The following is a 16,383-nucleotide window of genomic DNA, read 5'->3' as shown; positions in this document are numbered from 1 at the left end:
TACGAAATAGCGTACATCATCCTTTTTGCGAATAGTCTCTAGCACCAAATAAAGCAGTTCCCACACGGACCATAGTTGAACCTGCAGCAATTGCAGCATCTAAATCACTCGACATTCCCATACTCAAAGTATCCCAGTCTTCAGGGTGAGCATGTTTTTCTCTCACCGCCTCAAACAAGGCTTTAGCATCTGTAAAAGCAGCAGTATTGTCTGGTGCTGGAATCACCATCAAACCACGTAGTTTGATTTTTGGTAATTGGCTAATTTGAGCAACTAACTCGGCAACTTCATTTGGTGAGCAGCCATCTTTACTGTCTTGCCCATCAATATTCACTTGCAAACAAATATTAAGTTCCATTTGACCGTCACCACGTTGATTAGACAGTCGCTCTGCAATAATCAACCGATCTACCCCATGTACCCAATCAAACTTTTCAGCCAAATTTTTAGTCTTGTTCCGTTGAACATGACCAATAAAGTGCCATTCAATTTCTAAATCTTGTAAAGCTTCAATTTTTTCCAAAGCTTCCTGTAAATAGTTTTCGCCAAATGCACTTTGCCCTGCTGCATACATTTCACGCAAACTTTCACTTGGATGTGTTTTCGATACGGCTAAAAGTTGCACAATTTCAGGCGCACGTTGAGCATGTTCACAAGCACGTCGGATTTGCTGTAATACGTGCTGTCGCGCATCTTGCAGGTAATTCATTGACAAGGTTCTCATTTTCAAAAAACTTTTTTGCTTTTCACCTAAAGCGAAGTGTTGGTAAGCCTCGGTGAAAGCCGTATATTATTCTACAAAATAATGACATATTTTGATTTAATTGGGGAAATTATGGATATTACAGAGCTACTCGCTTTCTCTGTGAAAAACGGCGCGTCCGATTTACATTTGTCTGCTGGTATGCCACCAATGATTCGCGTGGATGGAGAAGTCCGCCGCATTAACCTTCCAGCTCTAGACCATAAAGATGTTCACCGTCTGGTCTATGACATCATGAATGATAAACAACGCCGTGACTATGAAGAAAAGCTCGAAACAGACTTTTCTTTTGAAGTTCCAAATGTTGCGCGTTTTCGTGTCAATGCATTTAACCAAAACCGTGGTGCAGGAGCCGTTTTTCGGACCATTCCATCAAAAGTACTCACTATGGAAGATTTAGGCTTAGGGCAAATCTTTAAAGATATTTGTGATTACCCACGTGGCATTGTGTTAGTTACAGGGCCAACAGGTTCAGGTAAATCAACTACGCTTGCAGCGATGATGGACTATATCAATGAAAATCGTTATGACCATATTTTAACGGTTGAAGACCCAATCGAATTTGTCCATCAGTCTAAAAAATGTCTGATTAACCAACGTGAAGTACACCGCGACACGCATGGCTTTAACGAAGCACTACGCTCAGCACTGCGTGAAGACCCAGATATTATTCTGGTCGGTGAGATGCGTGACCTTGAAACCATTCGTTTAGCACTTACCGCTGCTGAAACTGGTCACTTGGTGTTTGGTACGCTCCATACGACTTCTGCTGCAAAAACCATTGACCGTGTGATTGATGTATTCCCTGCCGAAGAAAAAGACATGGTTCGTGCCATGTTGTCAGAATCTTTACAGGCTGTTATTTCTCAAACTCTCCTTAAAAAGAATGGCGGCGGACGTGTCGCAGCACATGAAATCATGATTGGTATTCCTGCCATTCGTAACTTAATTCGTGAAAACAAAGTTGCCCAAATGTATTCATCAATTCAGACGGGTGCTAATCATGGCATGACCACGCTCGACCAAAGCTTAAAAGGGTTGGTATCTCGTGGTGTGATTAGTCCACAAACTGCACGTACTGCTGCAAAACAGCCTGAATCATTCCTATAAAAATAATTAGAGAATAAATATGGATTTTAACGACCTACTCAACCTCATGGTTGAAAAAAAATCATCCGATCTTTTTATTACAGATGGTGTTGCGCCATCTATGAAAATTAACGGGCAAATTGTTCCAATTTCAAAAAATAGTCTTTCAGGAGACATTATTGGTCAGCTCTTACATTCCATCATGAGTGAAAAACAGCGCAAAGAATTTGCAGACACTCATGAATGTAACTTTGCCATTATGAATCGTGATAAAACGGCCCGCTTTCGTGTGAGCGCTTTTCAGCAGCGTGACATGCCAGGCATGGTACTACGTCGAATTGAAACTAAAATTCCTTCAATTGATGACTTGCAGTTACCGCCCGTTCTTAAAGATTTATCAATGACCAAACGCGGCATCATTATTTTTGTTGGTGCAACAGGTACTGGTAAATCGACGTCTTTGGCTTCAATGATCAGTTATCGTAATCACAATACTAAAGGTCATATCATTACCATTGAAGACCCAATCGAGTTTATTCACGAACATGCAGGCTGCATCATTACTCAACGTGAAGTCGGTATTGATACAGACTCATTTGAAATTGCCTTAAAGAATACTTTGCGTCAAGCACCAGATGTCATTTTAATTGGTGAGATTCGCTCTCGTGAAGTCATGGACTACGCGATTGGCTTCGCTGAAACAGGCCATCTTGTGTTAGCCACGATGCACGCCAACAACGCCAACCAAGCACTCGACCGTATTATTCACTTCTTTGAAAGTGACCGCCACAGTCAGCTTTACATGGACTTATCGCTTAACTTAAAGGCCATGATTGCGCAGCAACTTATTCCAACACCAGATGGCAATTCTCGCCGCGCTGCAATTGAAATTTTAATTAACTCGCCATTAATTTCAGACTATATTCGTAAAGGCGAAATTCATGAAATTAAAGACTTAATGAAGCGTTCGCGTGAACTCGGTATGCAAACCTTTGACCAAGCCCTATTTGACCTCTATAAAGCAGGCCAAATTACCTACAAAGATGCGTTAAAACATGCCGACTCACCTAACGATTTACGTTTGACGATTAAGCTTGCCGAAGAAGGACCTGATCAAATTTCAGGCACAAATCAGCATTTAACCTTCGACAAACAATAATTTCCTCATAAAAAAAGGAAGGTTAAACGTAACCTTCCTTTTTTATTTGTTTTCTTTGTGTGAAAACGATTATTTCTTGCGCAACACTTCCTGACACTCAGGTTCGTTACAGTAACCGTAGAGATTTAATGAGTGACCCGTTAAGGTAAACCCATGTTGGTCTGCTACAGCATGCTGTTCCTTCTCGATAACATCATTAGTAAATTCAATAACTTTGTTGCAATTATAGCAAACTAAATGATCATGATGATCTTCTTGCATAATTTCGAAAACAGAATGATTATTTTCGAAATGATGGCGCTGAATGATACCCGCAGCTTCAAATTGTGTTAACACACGGTAAACTGTCGCAAGACCGACATCTTCCCCTTGTTCTAACAAAGTCTTGTAAATATCTTCAGCACTAAGATGATGTTGCTTTGAATTTTCTAATAATTCCAAAATCTTAATTCGTGGAAGGGTAACTTTAAGTCCAGCTTTGCGCAAATCTTGATTGGAAATAGGCATGAAAAAAGGTCTCTCAACAAATCTCAAGTTGGAATAGGCAATAGAATTTAGATGAAGTATGATCTATCCTTTGATCAAATGCATCATAATTTATTGGGATAGTGTAGCAAAATGCAAAAACTCGTGCTGACGTTATTAGTCACTTCACTCCTTGCTGGTTGTTCAATCTTTGGTGTATATAAGGTTGATATTCCTCAAGGGACTCCTTTGACCAAAGCTCAGGCCTCTCAAGTACAAGTCGGCATGAATTTCCAGCAAGTGCGTTTTTTGCTTGGTAGTCCAACTGTGACTGATCCCCTCAATCCTCAACGCTGGGACTACATTTACAACTATATCCCAGGAACTTATGCTAAAAAGGCAAAAATCCCCGCAGCACATGGTCAGCACTTAAAAATTTACTTTGATGGCACTGGTACAGTAACTAAAATTGAAGGTTTAGAAACTATTCCAGAATCGCAACCAGGTTTACCTGCTTCTAAAGAAGCGATTTTAACTGCCCCACCACTATAATCGTTTTTTCTAATAAAAATAAACCCCTCAAGTGAAATACTTCGAGGGGTTTTATTTATGGGACTTATTACTTTAAGCGATTACTTTTAATATATCGTCCCACAGGATTCTTCTCGGCGCGGTTACGGCGTATATCTTTAGGGTTAATAGTTAAAGGTCGATAGACCTCTACCCGATCACCTGCTTGCAAAATCGCATGTGCCTCAACTTTTGCACCAAAGATGCCAAGTTGTAATGGCTCAGGCAAACTCACCTGTGTCTGCAACCCGCTTGCCTCAACCGCTTGTAATGCAGTCATACCAGCTTCAAATGGAATAGCAACTAAAAACTGTTGCTCTGGGGCTGCAAAAGCAACCCACACTTGCTGAGCTTTTTCCATCAGATCATTTGTCCAATGACCGAAATCATGGCAATGACAATTGAAAGCGGTAATACAATACGCACTGCAATACGCCACAAGTTATAGAACAACTCATTGCTAAAATTCATCGATTTACGCAAGTGGCTAATTTTCATAATCCAACCAGCAAAAATTGCATAGATGAGGCAAATGAGTAATCCCCAAAGCATCAAAATCAACGTAAAGATGCCATGAAGTTCAGGCACAGCCCAAACCGCAATTGCCAAAATAATGACAACCCATTGTAAAATGTACATCAATTGACGTTGAGCAAGCTGTTCTTTAGCAAGTTGAATAAACAAAGCTGTTGTCATTACTGCAGTAAAAATCCAGGTAAAAACAGGAAGCTGTGCTTGAAGAGAAAAGAAACCAAATGCAACGACGGCAATTAACTGAGCCAACCAGATTGGAAGTGCAGTTCTTGTGGCGCCTTCTTGAGAGTGAATTACAGACAAGCTATTTTGCCAGTAAAGTCCCAAGCCTAAACCACTCGCAACAAGTGCAAGTACAGTCGCATTACCCCATTCTTTAAATTCAACATTCGTCCAATGCCAAGGCTGTAAAGTCGTTCCCATTGTATTAGCTAAAACAAGAGAAGTGATTACACCGACTGTCATTAGCACAATTAAAATCTGACGCGGAATAAAAGATAAAATTAAAGCCGCAACAGCAAGGCCAGCAAAAACAATTTGCCCAGAAACGCTATTATTGAGCTGAGCTGTCAGTAAATTGCCCGCAGTACTCAGTACACTTCCTGCTAAAAATGGAATAAAAATAACTGCAAGCCAGCCAGCCAAACGCCATTTTGGTGAACTATCTGCTTCACGAGTTAAACTTGATAAAGCATTTAAGGCAGTAGTCTTCGACCGTTTTGCTAAGGCAATTTCTAAATAACAAACTGGCAAAGCCAATAACAGCATTGTGCCTAACCACAATAACCAGAAATCGATTTGACGATCAATCTGAATTCCCATAGCGGGTGCCAATGTCGCCATAATGATGAAAGATAAGCAAAACGCCATCAGGGGCGATAACCATCGTGACATAGGTATGTCCTGCATTATGCATTCCTTGAAAAAGACTATAGATATTTTGCCCGTCTCATGCGTGAAAATCAAAGTTTGCTCAATAAAAAAAAGCAAACCACCGAAACGATAGTTTGCTGCGCTAACTGAAATTACGAGTTGTTTTTATTAGAAGTTATGAGAAAAACCGGGCAAACCAGTTTTTCCCTTTCTTCTTTTCTTTTTCTCTAATAATTCCCATCATATTTTCTTTTACTGCCCCCACATAATCAGCATCATCATGTTGAATATGATTAATTAACCACTTTGCTAAAATTTCTTGTAGCTCTTTTTCAACAGTATGTCCCATTTCAAAACGATCACGATATAACTCTATTTTTTTAATAAATAAATCATGAACACGTTTATGTGGTACACGATATTTATAATCAGCTTCCTCTTGCAAACTTTCTTCAAAAGTAAAATGTGATTGCGTATAATCAATAATGTTGTCTAAAACGTCTTTAATACGACGTCTATGTTCATCATCTTTTACATCATCAATTTCATTAATATAATCAAGTATTCGTTTATGTTGCTCATCAATAACCTCGATACCCGTATTATATTCTGAAGCCCATTTCATTTTCATACATCTCCCCAATGATGCTCAATGACTATTGCATAAACCTCATGATATATTTAAAGAATATAAATAAAAACAAAGCTATTTTGTCGGCTTTATCATATAAAAATTATATTTAAACCAAGTTATTGTTTTTATTTATTTTTATAAAAATTAACCAACCAAAATAATAAAGTATTTTTTAAACAAAATACCTTATTATTAAATGATTAATATATATAAATATTCTTATTTATATATTTTAAATATACTTTATATTAATACTGATCTGCACGAGTAACCCGCTTAAGTTCTGGATTTTCCTGCTCGCGTTTTAATCTTTCTACATGAGTAATTGCTTTTTTAATTGGTTTTCCATGTTGAAATAAAATCATTTCACCAGGTTGATAAGCTGTCCATTTTTCATTATGGGTTAAAGGTTCTGTTGTTATAACTGCCACTCGATCTTCAGGTGTAGTGACCTGACTAAAATCAACCTCAACATCTAGATCAATTAAATGAGCCTGATTAAATGGATATTCTCGAACCAACCAATGTAATTTAGTAATCGCATAACTAAATAATGCCTGACCATTCGATAAGCAATAATTAAATGTGCCGTATTCAGCAATTTGTGGAGAAATTTTTTCTAATACTTCAAATATTTGTTCAAGACTTGGTTCTTCATAGCCAAAAGCTTCAACCAGTTGATCAAGCAAATAACAAAATGCACGTTCACTGTCCGTATTACCCACAGGTGTAAAACGTCCACTTAGCGGTGGGTTAAAATCATGTAAATCACCATTATGGGCAAAAATCCACTGACGACCCCACAACTCTCTAATAAAGGGATGAGAGTTTTCTAAAGTGATTTTACCTTGAGTTGCTTTGCGGATATGCGCGATCACGTTACGCGATTTAATAGGATAATTACGGATAAGATCGGCAATTGGAGATTCAACTGCCGACTGATTATCGACAAATAGTCGGCAAGCTTTGTCTTCGAAAAATGCAATACCAAATCCATCACTATGATCTGAGGTAATTCCTGCACGCTGTGAAAAACCACGGAAAGAAAAAGTGATATCCGTTGGTGTTGCACAATTCATTCCTAATAGCTGGCACATATCGCTTTTTAAACTACTTTTAATTACCCCATATGCTCTATTGTGCATGAGAGTAAAATTGCTTGCAAATCTCAATATGTGCTGGCTATTAGAAAATAGGACATATTATTAACGCTGCCCCATTTTATTCATGACAAATGAAGTCGCCACTTTATTCACTTCCAGAAATACAAAATAATCTAGACAGTTAAACTCTTCATCAAAAAATGCCTGTTTCGATAATTTTGACTGCATGCTCAAATACATTTGGAACAATTTTGGCATACGCTCATCTTGTGGAAAACTGAACTCAGGATATTCAGGTTCATAGATTTTTTTCGAGCAAATATCAATGGTTTTGCTTTCAGATAATTGCTGAATTTGGCGGTGCGTGTAGTAAGCTCTAGCCAAATTATCTTGCAGATGAATACTGACACAGCCCATCAAATATTTAGCGCGCATTGACCATAATACTTTCGGTGCAAGGTTCAGCCACAGCATCGACAATGCTTTACCATTACGAAAGCGAGGATGGACACAGGTACGCCCTATTTCTAATATATTAGGAAGGTGCGATAACTGAGGAACAATATCAAACTCATGGGCGCTGTAGCTTTGTGCTATTTCATGGCCTTGAAATAATTTAAGGCGAGTATACGCTACAATTTCTCCAGTCCACTTTTCACGTAAGACTGCATGCTCACAACCAAAATCATAAATATCTTGGTCTAAGTTATCTTCAAAATGAATTCCAAATTGTTGGCTAAATTGTTGTGCACGAAATCGTTGTACATCTTGTAATTCTTTTAAATTATCAACCCATTCAAAACGAAATTGTGTCTGATTTATAGCTTTTTGACGATTTAAAGGTAAAGTCCAGGTTTGGCGATATTGATTAAATTTTTCCAGCATAATGAACGCTCCTAGTGACACCCCTTACACTAGTCAAAGCTCATGACAAAAAAATGACCAAATTAAAATAGTATAAAAAAAGACCACCTAGGGTGATCTTTTTATTGAGAATAACGGTTTTATTAAGCGGTTTTTGCGCGATTAGAAATAAGCGTTCCAACCCCATGATCAGTAAAAATTTCAAGCAGTGTTGCATGTGGTACGCGACCATCTACAATGTGTGCACTGACGACGCCACCTTTAACAGCATCAAGTGCACAACCTACTTTAGGAATCATTCCACCATAGATCACGCCTGTTTCAATGAGACGATCAACTTCTTGCGTAGTTAGGCCAGTTAACAGATTTTTATTTTCATCCAGCACGCCACTAATGTTTGTGAGCAAGATTAATTTTTCAGCACCTAATGCTTCTGCCACCTTACCTGCCACTAAATCGGCATTAATATTATAAGTATTGCCTTCTTCATCTACGCCTAATGGCGCAATAACTGGAATAAAGTCACTTTGGGTAAACATTTCAAGCACATCAGTTTTAACGCCAGTTACTTCACCAACCATACCTAAATCAATATGTTTGATAGAACCGTCTTCTTCTTGCTTTTCCATAAGCAATTTACGAGCACGAAGTAAATTACCGTCTTTACCTGTTAAACCAATTGCACGACCACCATGTTTATTAATCAGGTTAACAATTGATTTATTTACGCTACCACCTAATACCATTTCAACCACTTCCATGGTTGCAGCATCAGTTACACGCATACCGTCAATACGATCAGATTCACGTCCTAACTGCTTTAAAAATGAGTCTACTTGTGGCCCACCACCGTGAACAACAATCGGATTTAACCCTACAGTTTTAAGTAAAACGATGTCTCGGGCAAATGAACTTTCTAACTCTGGATCAGTCATCGCGTTGCCACCGTATTTCACCACCAGCGTTTTACCAGTAAAACGTTGAATATACGGCAAAGCTTCAATCAAGATTTTTGCTTTGTCGACACCGATATGCTGATGTTGGGGCATTACGCCTCTCCTTACTTAAGCCTCTGAAAGTTCTTGTGCAATTTGCGGATAGTGCTCTTGCAACATATCTACAAATTTTTGCTGGATTTCCTTTAATCGTAAAGGATTATCTGCGTCAAATCTTACTGTAAAATATTCACCAGTATTTGATGCTCGAATAATGCCAAAACCATCATCAAAATCAAGACGTACGCCATCGATTTTACTGATTCGAGCACCTAAACGATGACTTAAAATTTCAATATCTTGTAATACATACTTTGGATCGGACTGATAAGTACCAATATAGGTATCTTCTGTACAACATCTTTCTGGATAAGGAGCAAATAATTCGGAAATTGTTGTAGCATCAGATTGGGTAAAATACTCCATTACACGTAATGCAGCATATAAACCATCGTCGTAGCCAAAACCACGCCCATCATTAAAAACGTAGTGACCTGCATATTCACCACCAAAAATGGCGCGTCCATTCGACTGAGATAAATAAGCCCGTAAGAAACTACTTCCCGTACGGATCATTTTTGCTTTTCCGCCGAGTTGTTCGACCGTTTTTTGAACCATGCGTGAACATTTTACATCAAAAACAATTTCTTGCTCGGGATGTTGCTCTAAACACATTTGTGCAAAAAGTGACAGTAAACGATCTGCCGTAAGAATTTGGGCTTTTTCATCGACTAAAACGACACGATCACCATCGCCATCCAGAGCAATGCCTATATCTGCCTGCTGCTCAATGACTGCTTTTCGCAAATCACTTAAATGTGCTGCATGTGAAGGGTCTGGTGCATGGTCTGGAAACTCTCCATTTGGATTGGTTCGTAAGGCAATGACCTCACATCCCATCTTTTCCAATATTAATTTTGAGCAGTGTCCAGCAGAGCCATGTAAACCATCTAAAACGACTTTTAAAGGACGTTTTAACTGAATATCTTTAAAAATAGCTTGCTGGTATTTTTGGCAAAACTCAGCTTTAAATTGAGGTCGTGTTAACTCAAGCACAGAAATGGCATGGACTGGTACATAAGTTTGAGCTTCTTCACCAACCTGCTGAATCATTTCCGGAGACGGCGGTTCACCTTTTAAAATCCACTTAATACCATTATCCGATTTTGGATTATGACTTGCGGTCACCATAATGCCATTGCCACCAAAATCTCTTGCAATGTAATACATCATTGGCGATGAACAACAACCAATGTTGGTAACATTTAAACCTTGTTCTATTAAAATTTCTTCAATTAAGTGTGCATAGGCCGGACTTGTGAGACGGGCATCATAGCCAATCACTAATTGAGTTTGTTTTGCTTGTTTGTATTGTTGTGCCAATCCGTAGGCAATTGAACGGACAACGTCCGCAGTTAGGTAAGAAAGTTTGCCTCTAATATCGTAAGCACGAAAAATACTTTTTGGAAATGAGTGTCTTACATTCATAGCGTATCTTCTATTTAAAGATCAATTCGATCTATCGCAAAAACATAGATTATTCAAAATTTTTGAAGGGTTTGTTTGCTAAAAAAGTTAAAAAAATATGAGTAAGGCGTGTTGTAATATAATCCTTTGTAACATTCAAGATGTAAAAAGAAACGCCTGTTCAACAGGCGTTTGATTTTCGTTAATATTTTTAAAAAACTTATTGTTTACCTGTGTGACCAAAGCCACCAGCGCCACGCAAAGTTTCTTCAAATTCTTCTACTTGCTCAAATTCAGCCTGCACTACTGGCACTAAAACATACTGTGCCAAGCGTTCACCTGGTTCTAAACGGAAAGTTGTTTGACCACGGTTCCAAACTGAAACCATCAATTCACCTTGATAATCCGAATCAATCAAACCAACTAAATTGCCAAGCACGATACCGTGTTTATGGCCTAAACCTGAACGCGGTAAAATTAAACCAGCAAAATTTACATCATGAATATAAATTGCCATACCTGTTTTCACTAAAACAGTTTGACCTGGTTCAATATCAATTGCTTCATCGACGCAGGCACGTAAATCTAAACCAGCTGAGCCTGCTGTTGCATATGAAGGTAAAGGCCATTCTTTACCTAAACGCGGATCGAGCAATTTCACTTGAACTTTCATGGGATTTCCTAAAAATTAAAAAAATTAACGCTTTAATAAAGCTTTCAAATTTGCCAGATATTGTTGAGCCTGCTCTTTAGGATCAACATTTGCTGCAATTTTCTTTTTGCGCCCTAACCATTCGAGCTCATCTTGTGGAAGTTCATCAAGAAAGCGGCTTGGGGTCATCTGTTTCATCTGTCCACCGTTTTTACGCTGCTCAGCTAAAGTCAACGTTAAACCTTGGCGGGCACGGGTAATTCCCACGTACATGAGACGGCGTTCTTCCTCAATGGTTTCTGCTGCAATTGAGTTTTTATGAGGCAATAGTTCTTCCTCTAATCCCATAATGTACACATATGGGAATTCCAAACCTTTTGCCGCATGCAGAGTAAGTAAGTTAACTTTGTCTGTATCTTCTTCTTCCTGCTGCTGTTCTAACAGATCTAGTAGCACCAGTTTTCGAATGACACTTTCAATGTTCTTTTCATCAACATCTTCTGCACGATTAATCAGGTTTTGAATACTGGTAAATAAGTTCTCGATATTGTCGAGTTTACTTTTCTCTTGTGCAGGTGTTGCAGACTGTTCACGAACGTAATCGATATAGCCCGCTTCGTTCATCATCTGACGAACTTTAGGAACAGGCTCATCATCCTCTATCAATTCACGAGTAAATGTCGCGATAAAGTCAGCAAACTCATGAAGTTGAGTTTCTGCTTTTTTAGGAAGCACCATGCTTAACCGTTGGTCAGCAGAAGCACCTAATAAAGACAAATTATTTTCTTGTGAGAATAAACCTAACTTCTCAAGAGTAACTGGCCCGATTGCACGTTTAGGCGTATTAATAATACGCAAGAAAGCACTGTCATCTTCTGGGTTAATAATAAGACGCAAATAACTCATCACGTCTTTAATTTCTGCACGCGCGAAGAACGAAGTACCACCAGACAATTTATATGGGATTTGCATTTGACGAAGCTGTGTTTCTAATACACGAGCCTGAAAGTTACCGCGATATAAAACTGCATAATCTTTCCAGTTTTTTCCGTTCATAAGCTTGTGGGTCAATAAGTCTTTTACCACGCGCTCTGCTTCATCATCATCATTACGACAAGTAATAATTCTGATGACTTCACCATGCCCTTTATCACTCCACAATTTCTTATCAAAAATATGCGGGTTATTTTGAATGACACAGTTCGCTGCTTTTAAAATACGGCTGGTTGAACGATAGTTCTGTTCAAGTTTAATAATATGTAAATTTGGGAAGTCCTGTTTCAGCAAAGCCATATTTTCAGGCTTGGCTCCACGCCATGCGTAGATTGACTGGTCATCGTCACCTACTGCGGTAAACTGCCCCATCACCCCAACTAAGAGTTTGACTAAAATATACTGGGCGGTGTTGGTATCCTGATATTCATCGACCAATAAATAACGAACACGGTTTTGCCATTTATCACGCACTTCTGCATTTTCTTGCAATAAGCGTGTTGGCATAACAATTAAGTCATCAAAATCAACAGCGTTGTAAGCACGTAAATTACGTTCATAAAGTTGGTAAAGATGGGCAAACTGTACATCTTCAGGTGTTTCACAAGTCGAATGTGCTTGCTCTGGCACGATCAGATCGTTTTTCCAATCTGAAATTTTCTTCATTGCTTTAGCAATTAATTCTTTACTTTCTGCACCCGACAAATTGTCGCGATGCATCAAATCCATCAAAATACGTTTACAGTCATCTGCATCTAAAATCGAAAAATTAGCTTTTAAAGGTAAATTTTTAAGTTCTAAACGTAAAAGGTTTAAACCAAAAGTATGGAAAGTAGAGACTGATAAACCTTTTGATTCTTCACGTGATAAAAGCTTGGACACACGCTCTTTCATTTCACGTGCAGCTTTGTTTGTAAATGTCATCGCTGTTATACGATGCGCCGGAATACGGCATTGCTGCACCAAATAAGCAATTTTACGGGTAATTACAGATGTTTTGCCTGAACCAGCGCCAGCAAGCACCAATAAAGGGCCCTGAGTATATTTCATGGCTTCTTCTTGCTTGTTGTTCAATTGACTGGCAGATGACATCGTGGTTTACCTCTTAATTTTTCGAGCATGATTATAGTCATCTCTGTTTTAGAAACCCAATAGTAAATCTACGGATATGTATAAATGATGTCTAATAATACAATTTCTACGCCGCAGTTTGTCGTGGTTATTTATTATTCACAGTCATAAAAAAACCACCCGAAGGTGGTTTTTAATACAATAATTTAAATTTTATTGTTTTGCATAGATGCTGATTTCTACACGGCGGTTTTGTTCACGGCCAGATGCAGTTGAGTTATCTGCGATCGGGTTAGAAGAACCATAACCTTGTGCATCGATACGGCTAGATGAAAGGCCTTTACCAGCTAAATAGTTTTTAACTGATTGTGCACGTGATTGAGATAACGGAATGTTGATTGAGTCATTACCAGTGTTATCTGTATAACCAGTGACTAAAATAGCGCTCTTGTTATCTTCAGCCAATGTTTGAGCTACTTTGTCTAAAGTTGCATAGAAGTTTGGCTTGATATTTGATTTGTTTGTATCAAAAGTAATGCTACCAGGCATGATCAATTGAACAGAACCATCTGGATTACGGCCAACGTCTACACCAGTACCCGCCATTTGTTGACGTAATTTTTTCTCTTTCTGGTCAAGGTATACACCACCAGCAGCACCAAGAACTGCACCAATTGCTGCAGCACGGTTGTTTTGACGGCTAGAGTTTGCACTTGATTTAGAAATACCATAACCAGCTGCTGCGCCAATTAAAGTACCTAATGCGGCTTTATCGTATTCAACGCCACCAAGATTATTACCAGTTGTTTGACAACCAGATAATACTACTGCTGCCCCTACCACTGTCGAAATAACTAATGCACGCATTGCATGCCTCCTCACTTTGTGTGTTTTGTTGTCTGAATGAATAATGAAACAAAAAGGAAGTATAAAACATTGATATTTTGTTAATAATAAACAGTTTAGTTACTTTTTTGTAATATTTTGATGCACTTTAAGATGCAACCTCATCACAATTTCTTCATTGTTGTCTAAGATATCGTTGTATTTCATATTATGACAGTTATAGTTGAACAACTTTTCTATGGATTTTAGACATTCGGGGCCCTTCATATGTCAACTGCATCCAATAAGCAATCTACGCTAAAAAAAATTACACGTGGACTCACTGTAGGTACAGTCATTACAGGAAGTACGTTTTTTCATGGTCCACCTGTTCTTGCACTAGGACTGACCAAGCTTTTAAAAAAATCATCAAAAATAGATGAAACCAATATTCAAATTACAAATAGCTGGTTAGGGGTAAATAATTGGTTAATTGACCATGTTTTACCAAATCTAAAATGGGATATTACGATTGATGAGGGGCTTGACCTAAATATGCAAGGTCGTTATCTCATGACGTGTAATCATCAAAGTTGGGTCGATACGACGGTGAATCAATATTTTGGTTTAACCCGTATGCCACTCACCCGCTTTTTTACCAAATGGGAACTCATCTTTATTCCTTTCGTTGGACAAGCATTTAAAATTCTAGGCTTCCCAATGATGAAGCGTCACAGCAAAGAACAGGTTGCAAAGAATCCTGAGCTCAAAGACCGTGACATGATGGAAGCACGTAAAGCCTGCGAGCAGCTTTTAAGCCAGCCTTTTACCTTATTAAATTATTTAGAAGGTACTCGTTTTACTCAAGAAAAACATGACCAGCAAAAATCACCCTATAAGCATTTGCTTAAACCCAAAGCAGGCGGTTTAGCGCTTGCCTTGAATATTTTGGGTGACAAAATTGATGCCTTAGTGGATATGACAATTGTCTACCCGAATGGCGTACCTGGGTATAGTGATTTCTGGCTAGGCGATGTTTCAAAAATTGCGGTAAATTTGCGTAAAATTGAAATTCCAGACTGGGTTCTGGGCGGAAATTATGAAGACGATGCGGTTTATCGTGAACGTTTCCAGCAATGGGTCCATGAAATCTGGACCAACAAAGATCAACTTATTGAGCAAATGAAATCTCAATATACCTCTATGAATATTTAAGAAAGCATCCGTTATTATGCAAAACAGCGCTGGGAAAAAAACGAAATATCATCATGTAGATCCAGATAGTCTTTCATTTAGACTATTTTTAATCTACGACATCTTTATGGTGTTTATTATCATCTTCAACCTGTTCTGTCTTGCTACAAATTTCTTTTTAATGAGCAGCATTGGGGCATGGTTCTTTGAACATATTCATTTGCCCCAAGTGCTGAGCTTTTACCGTAGTACACTGCATCCATGGGTAATCACATCAGAAGCATGGTTTATTGGTTTCTTAATTATTGAGCTACTTGTCCGCTGGGGCATTGCCATTATTTATAATCATCATAAACGCTGGTTCTTTTTTCCTTTTATTCACTGGTATGAAATTTTAGCCATTATTCCTCAGCTCCGCTTTTTACGTCTATTCCGAGCTGGAATTATTGCTTATCGTTTACATGAGCTGGGTTATCCGGTTGTTCCAGAAAGCTGGCGAAAGACTGGCTTATTTTACTATCGCGTCGTGATGGAAGAATTATCTGATCGTGTCGTTATTACCGTGCTTGATGGTATTAGATATGAACTTGAAACCAGTTCCAGCCATAAACAAATTATTCACGATTTGGTTAATCATCATCGTGAGCAATTTACTGTCGCCCTAACAACATTATTACAAGAGTCTTTAGCCACTGCGTTAAAAGAACAAAAACCAGCAATTAGCAAAGGCGTTGGGAAAATTGTAGATCAGGCCATAGTAGACACACCTGAACTCACTCAATTATTACGTTTAATTCCTTTAGTCGGCGGTCGCATTGAACAACAAATTCAAAGTATTGGCCAAAGATTAGGTGAAAATATTAGTGCAGGTTTAATTGATCCTTTAATTGAAGGCTCGCCAAACCATCCTAATGCAACCTATCAATTGATTTCTAAAAAAGTGAGTGAAATAAATATTAATAATCGTCAGCTTGAGCAATTGGTTGAATCTGTCGTGTTCGAAACACTCGAGTCTGTACGAAAACAAGTCAAGGTCAAACAATGGCAACAAACGCTTGCGGAGTATGATCGAATCAAAGAATAAGCATTTACTTAATTTTTTATGAATCTCGCTAGAGAATTGGCACAAATT

At 38.4% G+C, this 16,383-nt stretch carries 17 protein-coding genes; 5 read left to right on the top strand and 12 right to left on the bottom strand.

The features are described from left to right. Positions 1-16 precede the first annotated feature (16 nt). The gene (locus KTH84_RS07885) at positions 17-709 is read right to left on the bottom strand and encodes a YggS family pyridoxal phosphate-dependent enzyme (RefSeq protein ID WP_262472796.1); all 693 of its coding nucleotides are present in this window, start codon (positions 707-709) and stop codon (positions 17-19) included. 126 nt (positions 710-835) lie between these two features. Between KTH84_RS07885 and KTH84_RS07880 the strand changes: the two genes are divergently transcribed. Then, on the top strand, positions 836-1,873 hold the full coding sequence (locus KTH84_RS07880) for a type IV pilus twitching motility protein PilT (RefSeq protein WP_003653239.1): 1,038 nt from the start codon (positions 836-838) through the stop codon (positions 1,871-1,873). A gap of 19 nt (positions 1,874-1,892) precedes the next feature. Beyond that, positions 1,893-3,011: a PilT/PilU family type 4a pilus ATPase gene (locus KTH84_RS07875; RefSeq protein WP_262472795.1), complete on the top strand. Its 1,119-nt coding sequence runs from the start codon at positions 1,893-1,895 to the stop codon at positions 3,009-3,011. Between the two features lie 69 nt (positions 3,012-3,080). Here KTH84_RS07875 and fur read toward each other — a convergent pair whose 3' ends face one another. Then, positions 3,081-3,518 (bottom strand): ferric iron uptake transcriptional regulator, encoded by a 438-nt coding sequence (gene fur / locus KTH84_RS07870; protein ID WP_133975025.1) that lies wholly within the window; start codon positions 3,516-3,518, stop codon positions 3,081-3,083. 111 nt (positions 3,519-3,629) lie between these two features. Here fur and KTH84_RS07865 point away from each other — a divergent pair, with 111 nt between their 5' ends. Then, a complete protein-coding gene (locus tag KTH84_RS07865; protein WP_003653245.1) occupies positions 3,630-4,028 on the top strand; it encodes an outer membrane protein assembly factor BamE in 399 nt (132 codons plus the stop codon). Positions 4,029-4,095: 67 nt separating this feature from the next. Here the strand turns inward: KTH84_RS07865 and KTH84_RS07860 are convergent, their stop codons facing one another. The 10 genes from KTH84_RS07860 to KTH84_RS07815 all read right to left on the bottom strand — a co-directional run bounded on the left by KTH84_RS07860 (position 4,096) and on the right by KTH84_RS07815 (position 14,099). Further along, complete coding sequence (locus KTH84_RS07860; protein ID WP_005048580.1) at positions 4,096-4,407, bottom strand: RnfH family protein; 312 nt, start codon at positions 4,405-4,407, stop codon at positions 4,096-4,098. After that, entirely contained in the window at positions 4,407-5,474 is a 1,068-nt protein-coding gene (locus tag KTH84_RS07855; protein ID WP_262472794.1) for a hypothetical protein, read from the bottom strand. The genes KTH84_RS07860 and KTH84_RS07855 overlap by 1 nt, the downstream gene beginning before the upstream one ends. Positions 5,475-5,628: 154 nt before the next feature. Further along, a complete protein-coding gene (locus tag KTH84_RS07850; protein ID WP_262472793.1) occupies positions 5,629-6,084 on the bottom strand; it encodes a bacteriohemerythrin in 456 nt (151 codons plus the stop codon). Between the two features lie 251 nt (positions 6,085-6,335). After that, positions 6,336-7,184, bottom strand: a complete 849-nt coding sequence (locus KTH84_RS07845) for a class II glutamine amidotransferase (RefSeq protein WP_262472896.1) — start codon at positions 7,182-7,184, stop codon at positions 6,336-6,338. Positions 7,185-7,292: 108 nt separating this feature from the next. Continuing rightward, positions 7,293-8,075, bottom strand: a complete 783-nt coding sequence (locus tag KTH84_RS07840; protein ID WP_262472792.1) for a GNAT family N-acetyltransferase — start codon at positions 8,073-8,075, stop codon at positions 7,293-7,295. Between the two features lie 122 nt (positions 8,076-8,197). Then, entirely contained in the window at positions 8,198-9,103 is a 906-nt protein-coding gene (gene argB / locus KTH84_RS07835; RefSeq protein WP_003653251.1) for an acetylglutamate kinase, read from the bottom strand. A 15-nt stretch (positions 9,104-9,118) separates the two neighbouring features. Then, entirely contained in the window at positions 9,119-10,537 is a 1,419-nt protein-coding gene (locus tag KTH84_RS07830) for a phosphomannomutase/phosphoglucomutase (protein WP_262472791.1), read from the bottom strand. A 199-nt stretch (positions 10,538-10,736) separates the two neighbouring features. Beyond that, positions 10,737-11,189 (bottom strand): dUTP diphosphatase, encoded by a 453-nt coding sequence (gene dut, locus KTH84_RS07825; protein WP_003653255.1) that lies wholly within the window; start codon positions 11,187-11,189, stop codon positions 10,737-10,739. Positions 11,190-11,213: 24 nt separating this feature from the next. Then, a complete protein-coding gene (locus tag KTH84_RS07820; protein WP_042897750.1) occupies positions 11,214-13,253 on the bottom strand; it encodes a UvrD-helicase domain-containing protein in 2,040 nt (679 codons plus the stop codon). 192 nt (positions 13,254-13,445) lie between these two features. Then, a complete protein-coding gene (locus KTH84_RS07815; RefSeq protein WP_045434762.1) occupies positions 13,446-14,099 on the bottom strand; it encodes an OmpA family protein in 654 nt (217 codons plus the stop codon). A gap of 246 nt (positions 14,100-14,345) precedes the next feature. Here KTH84_RS07815 and KTH84_RS07810 point away from each other — a divergent pair, with 246 nt between their 5' ends. Continuing rightward, positions 14,346-15,272: an acyltransferase gene (locus KTH84_RS07810; protein ID WP_133975035.1), complete on the top strand. Its 927-nt coding sequence runs from the start codon at positions 14,346-14,348 to the stop codon at positions 15,270-15,272. Between the two features lie 16 nt (positions 15,273-15,288). Further along, positions 15,289-16,335 carry a preprotein translocase subunit SecA gene (locus KTH84_RS07805; RefSeq protein ID WP_133975037.1) on the top strand — a complete coding sequence of 349 codons (1,047 nt, stop codon included), beginning with the start codon at positions 15,289-15,291 and terminating at the stop codon, positions 16,333-16,335. The last annotated feature ends 48 nt before the right edge of the window (positions 16,336-16,383 follow it).

The organism is Acinetobacter sp. WU_MDCI_Abxb74 (genome assembly GCF_025513915.1).
GTDB classification, from domain to species: domain Bacteria; phylum Pseudomonadota; class Gammaproteobacteria; order Pseudomonadales; family Moraxellaceae; genus Acinetobacter; species Acinetobacter calcoaceticus_C.
This window is presented reverse-complemented; position numbering and strand designations above follow the sequence as displayed.

Coding starts and splice junctions, on each gene's coding strand:
- KTH84_RS07885 (WP_262472796.1), bottom strand. CDS start 709: ATGAATTACCTGCAAGATGCGCGACAGCACGTATTACAGCAAATCCGA.
- KTH84_RS07880 (WP_003653239.1), top strand. CDS start 836: ATGGATATTACAGAGCTACTCGCTTTCTCTGTGAAAAACGGCGCGTCC.
- KTH84_RS07875 (WP_262472795.1), top strand. CDS start 1,893: ATGGATTTTAACGACCTACTCAACCTCATGGTTGAAAAAAAATCATCC.
- fur (WP_133975025.1), bottom strand. CDS start 3,518: ATGCCTATTTCCAATCAAGATTTGCGCAAAGCTGGACTTAAAGTTACC.
- KTH84_RS07865 (WP_003653245.1), top strand. CDS start 3,630: ATGCAAAAACTCGTGCTGACGTTATTAGTCACTTCACTCCTTGCTGGT.
- KTH84_RS07860 (WP_005048580.1), bottom strand. CDS start 4,407: ATGGAAAAAGCTCAGCAAGTGTGGGTTGCTTTTGCAGCCCCAGAGCAA.
- KTH84_RS07855 (WP_262472794.1), bottom strand. CDS start 5,474: ATGTCACGATGGTTATCGCCCCTGATGGCGTTTTGCTTATCTTTCATC.
- KTH84_RS07850 (WP_262472793.1), bottom strand. CDS start 6,084: ATGAAAATGAAATGGGCTTCAGAATATAATACGGGTATCGAGGTTATT.
- KTH84_RS07845 (WP_262472896.1), bottom strand. CDS start 7,184: ATGTGCCAGCTATTAGGAATGAATTGTGCAACACCAACGGATATCACT.
- KTH84_RS07840 (WP_262472792.1), bottom strand. CDS start 8,075: ATGCTGGAAAAATTTAATCAATATCGCCAAACCTGGACTTTACCTTTA.
- argB (WP_003653251.1), bottom strand. CDS start 9,103: ATGCCCCAACATCAGCATATCGGTGTCGACAAAGCAAAAATCTTGATT.
- KTH84_RS07830 (WP_262472791.1), bottom strand. CDS start 10,537: ATGAATGTAAGACACTCATTTCCAAAAAGTATTTTTCGTGCTTACGAT.
- dut (WP_003653255.1), bottom strand. CDS start 11,189: ATGAAAGTTCAAGTGAAATTGCTCGATCCGCGTTTAGGTAAAGAATGG.
- KTH84_RS07820 (WP_042897750.1), bottom strand. CDS start 13,253: ATGTCATCTGCCAGTCAATTGAACAACAAGCAAGAAGAAGCCATGAAA.
- KTH84_RS07815 (WP_045434762.1), bottom strand. CDS start 14,099: ATGCGTGCATTAGTTATTTCGACAGTGGTAGGGGCAGCAGTAGTATTA.
- KTH84_RS07810 (WP_133975035.1), top strand. CDS start 14,346: ATGTCAACTGCATCCAATAAGCAATCTACGCTAAAAAAAATTACACGT.
- KTH84_RS07805 (WP_133975037.1), top strand. CDS start 15,289: ATGCAAAACAGCGCTGGGAAAAAAACGAAATATCATCATGTAGATCCA.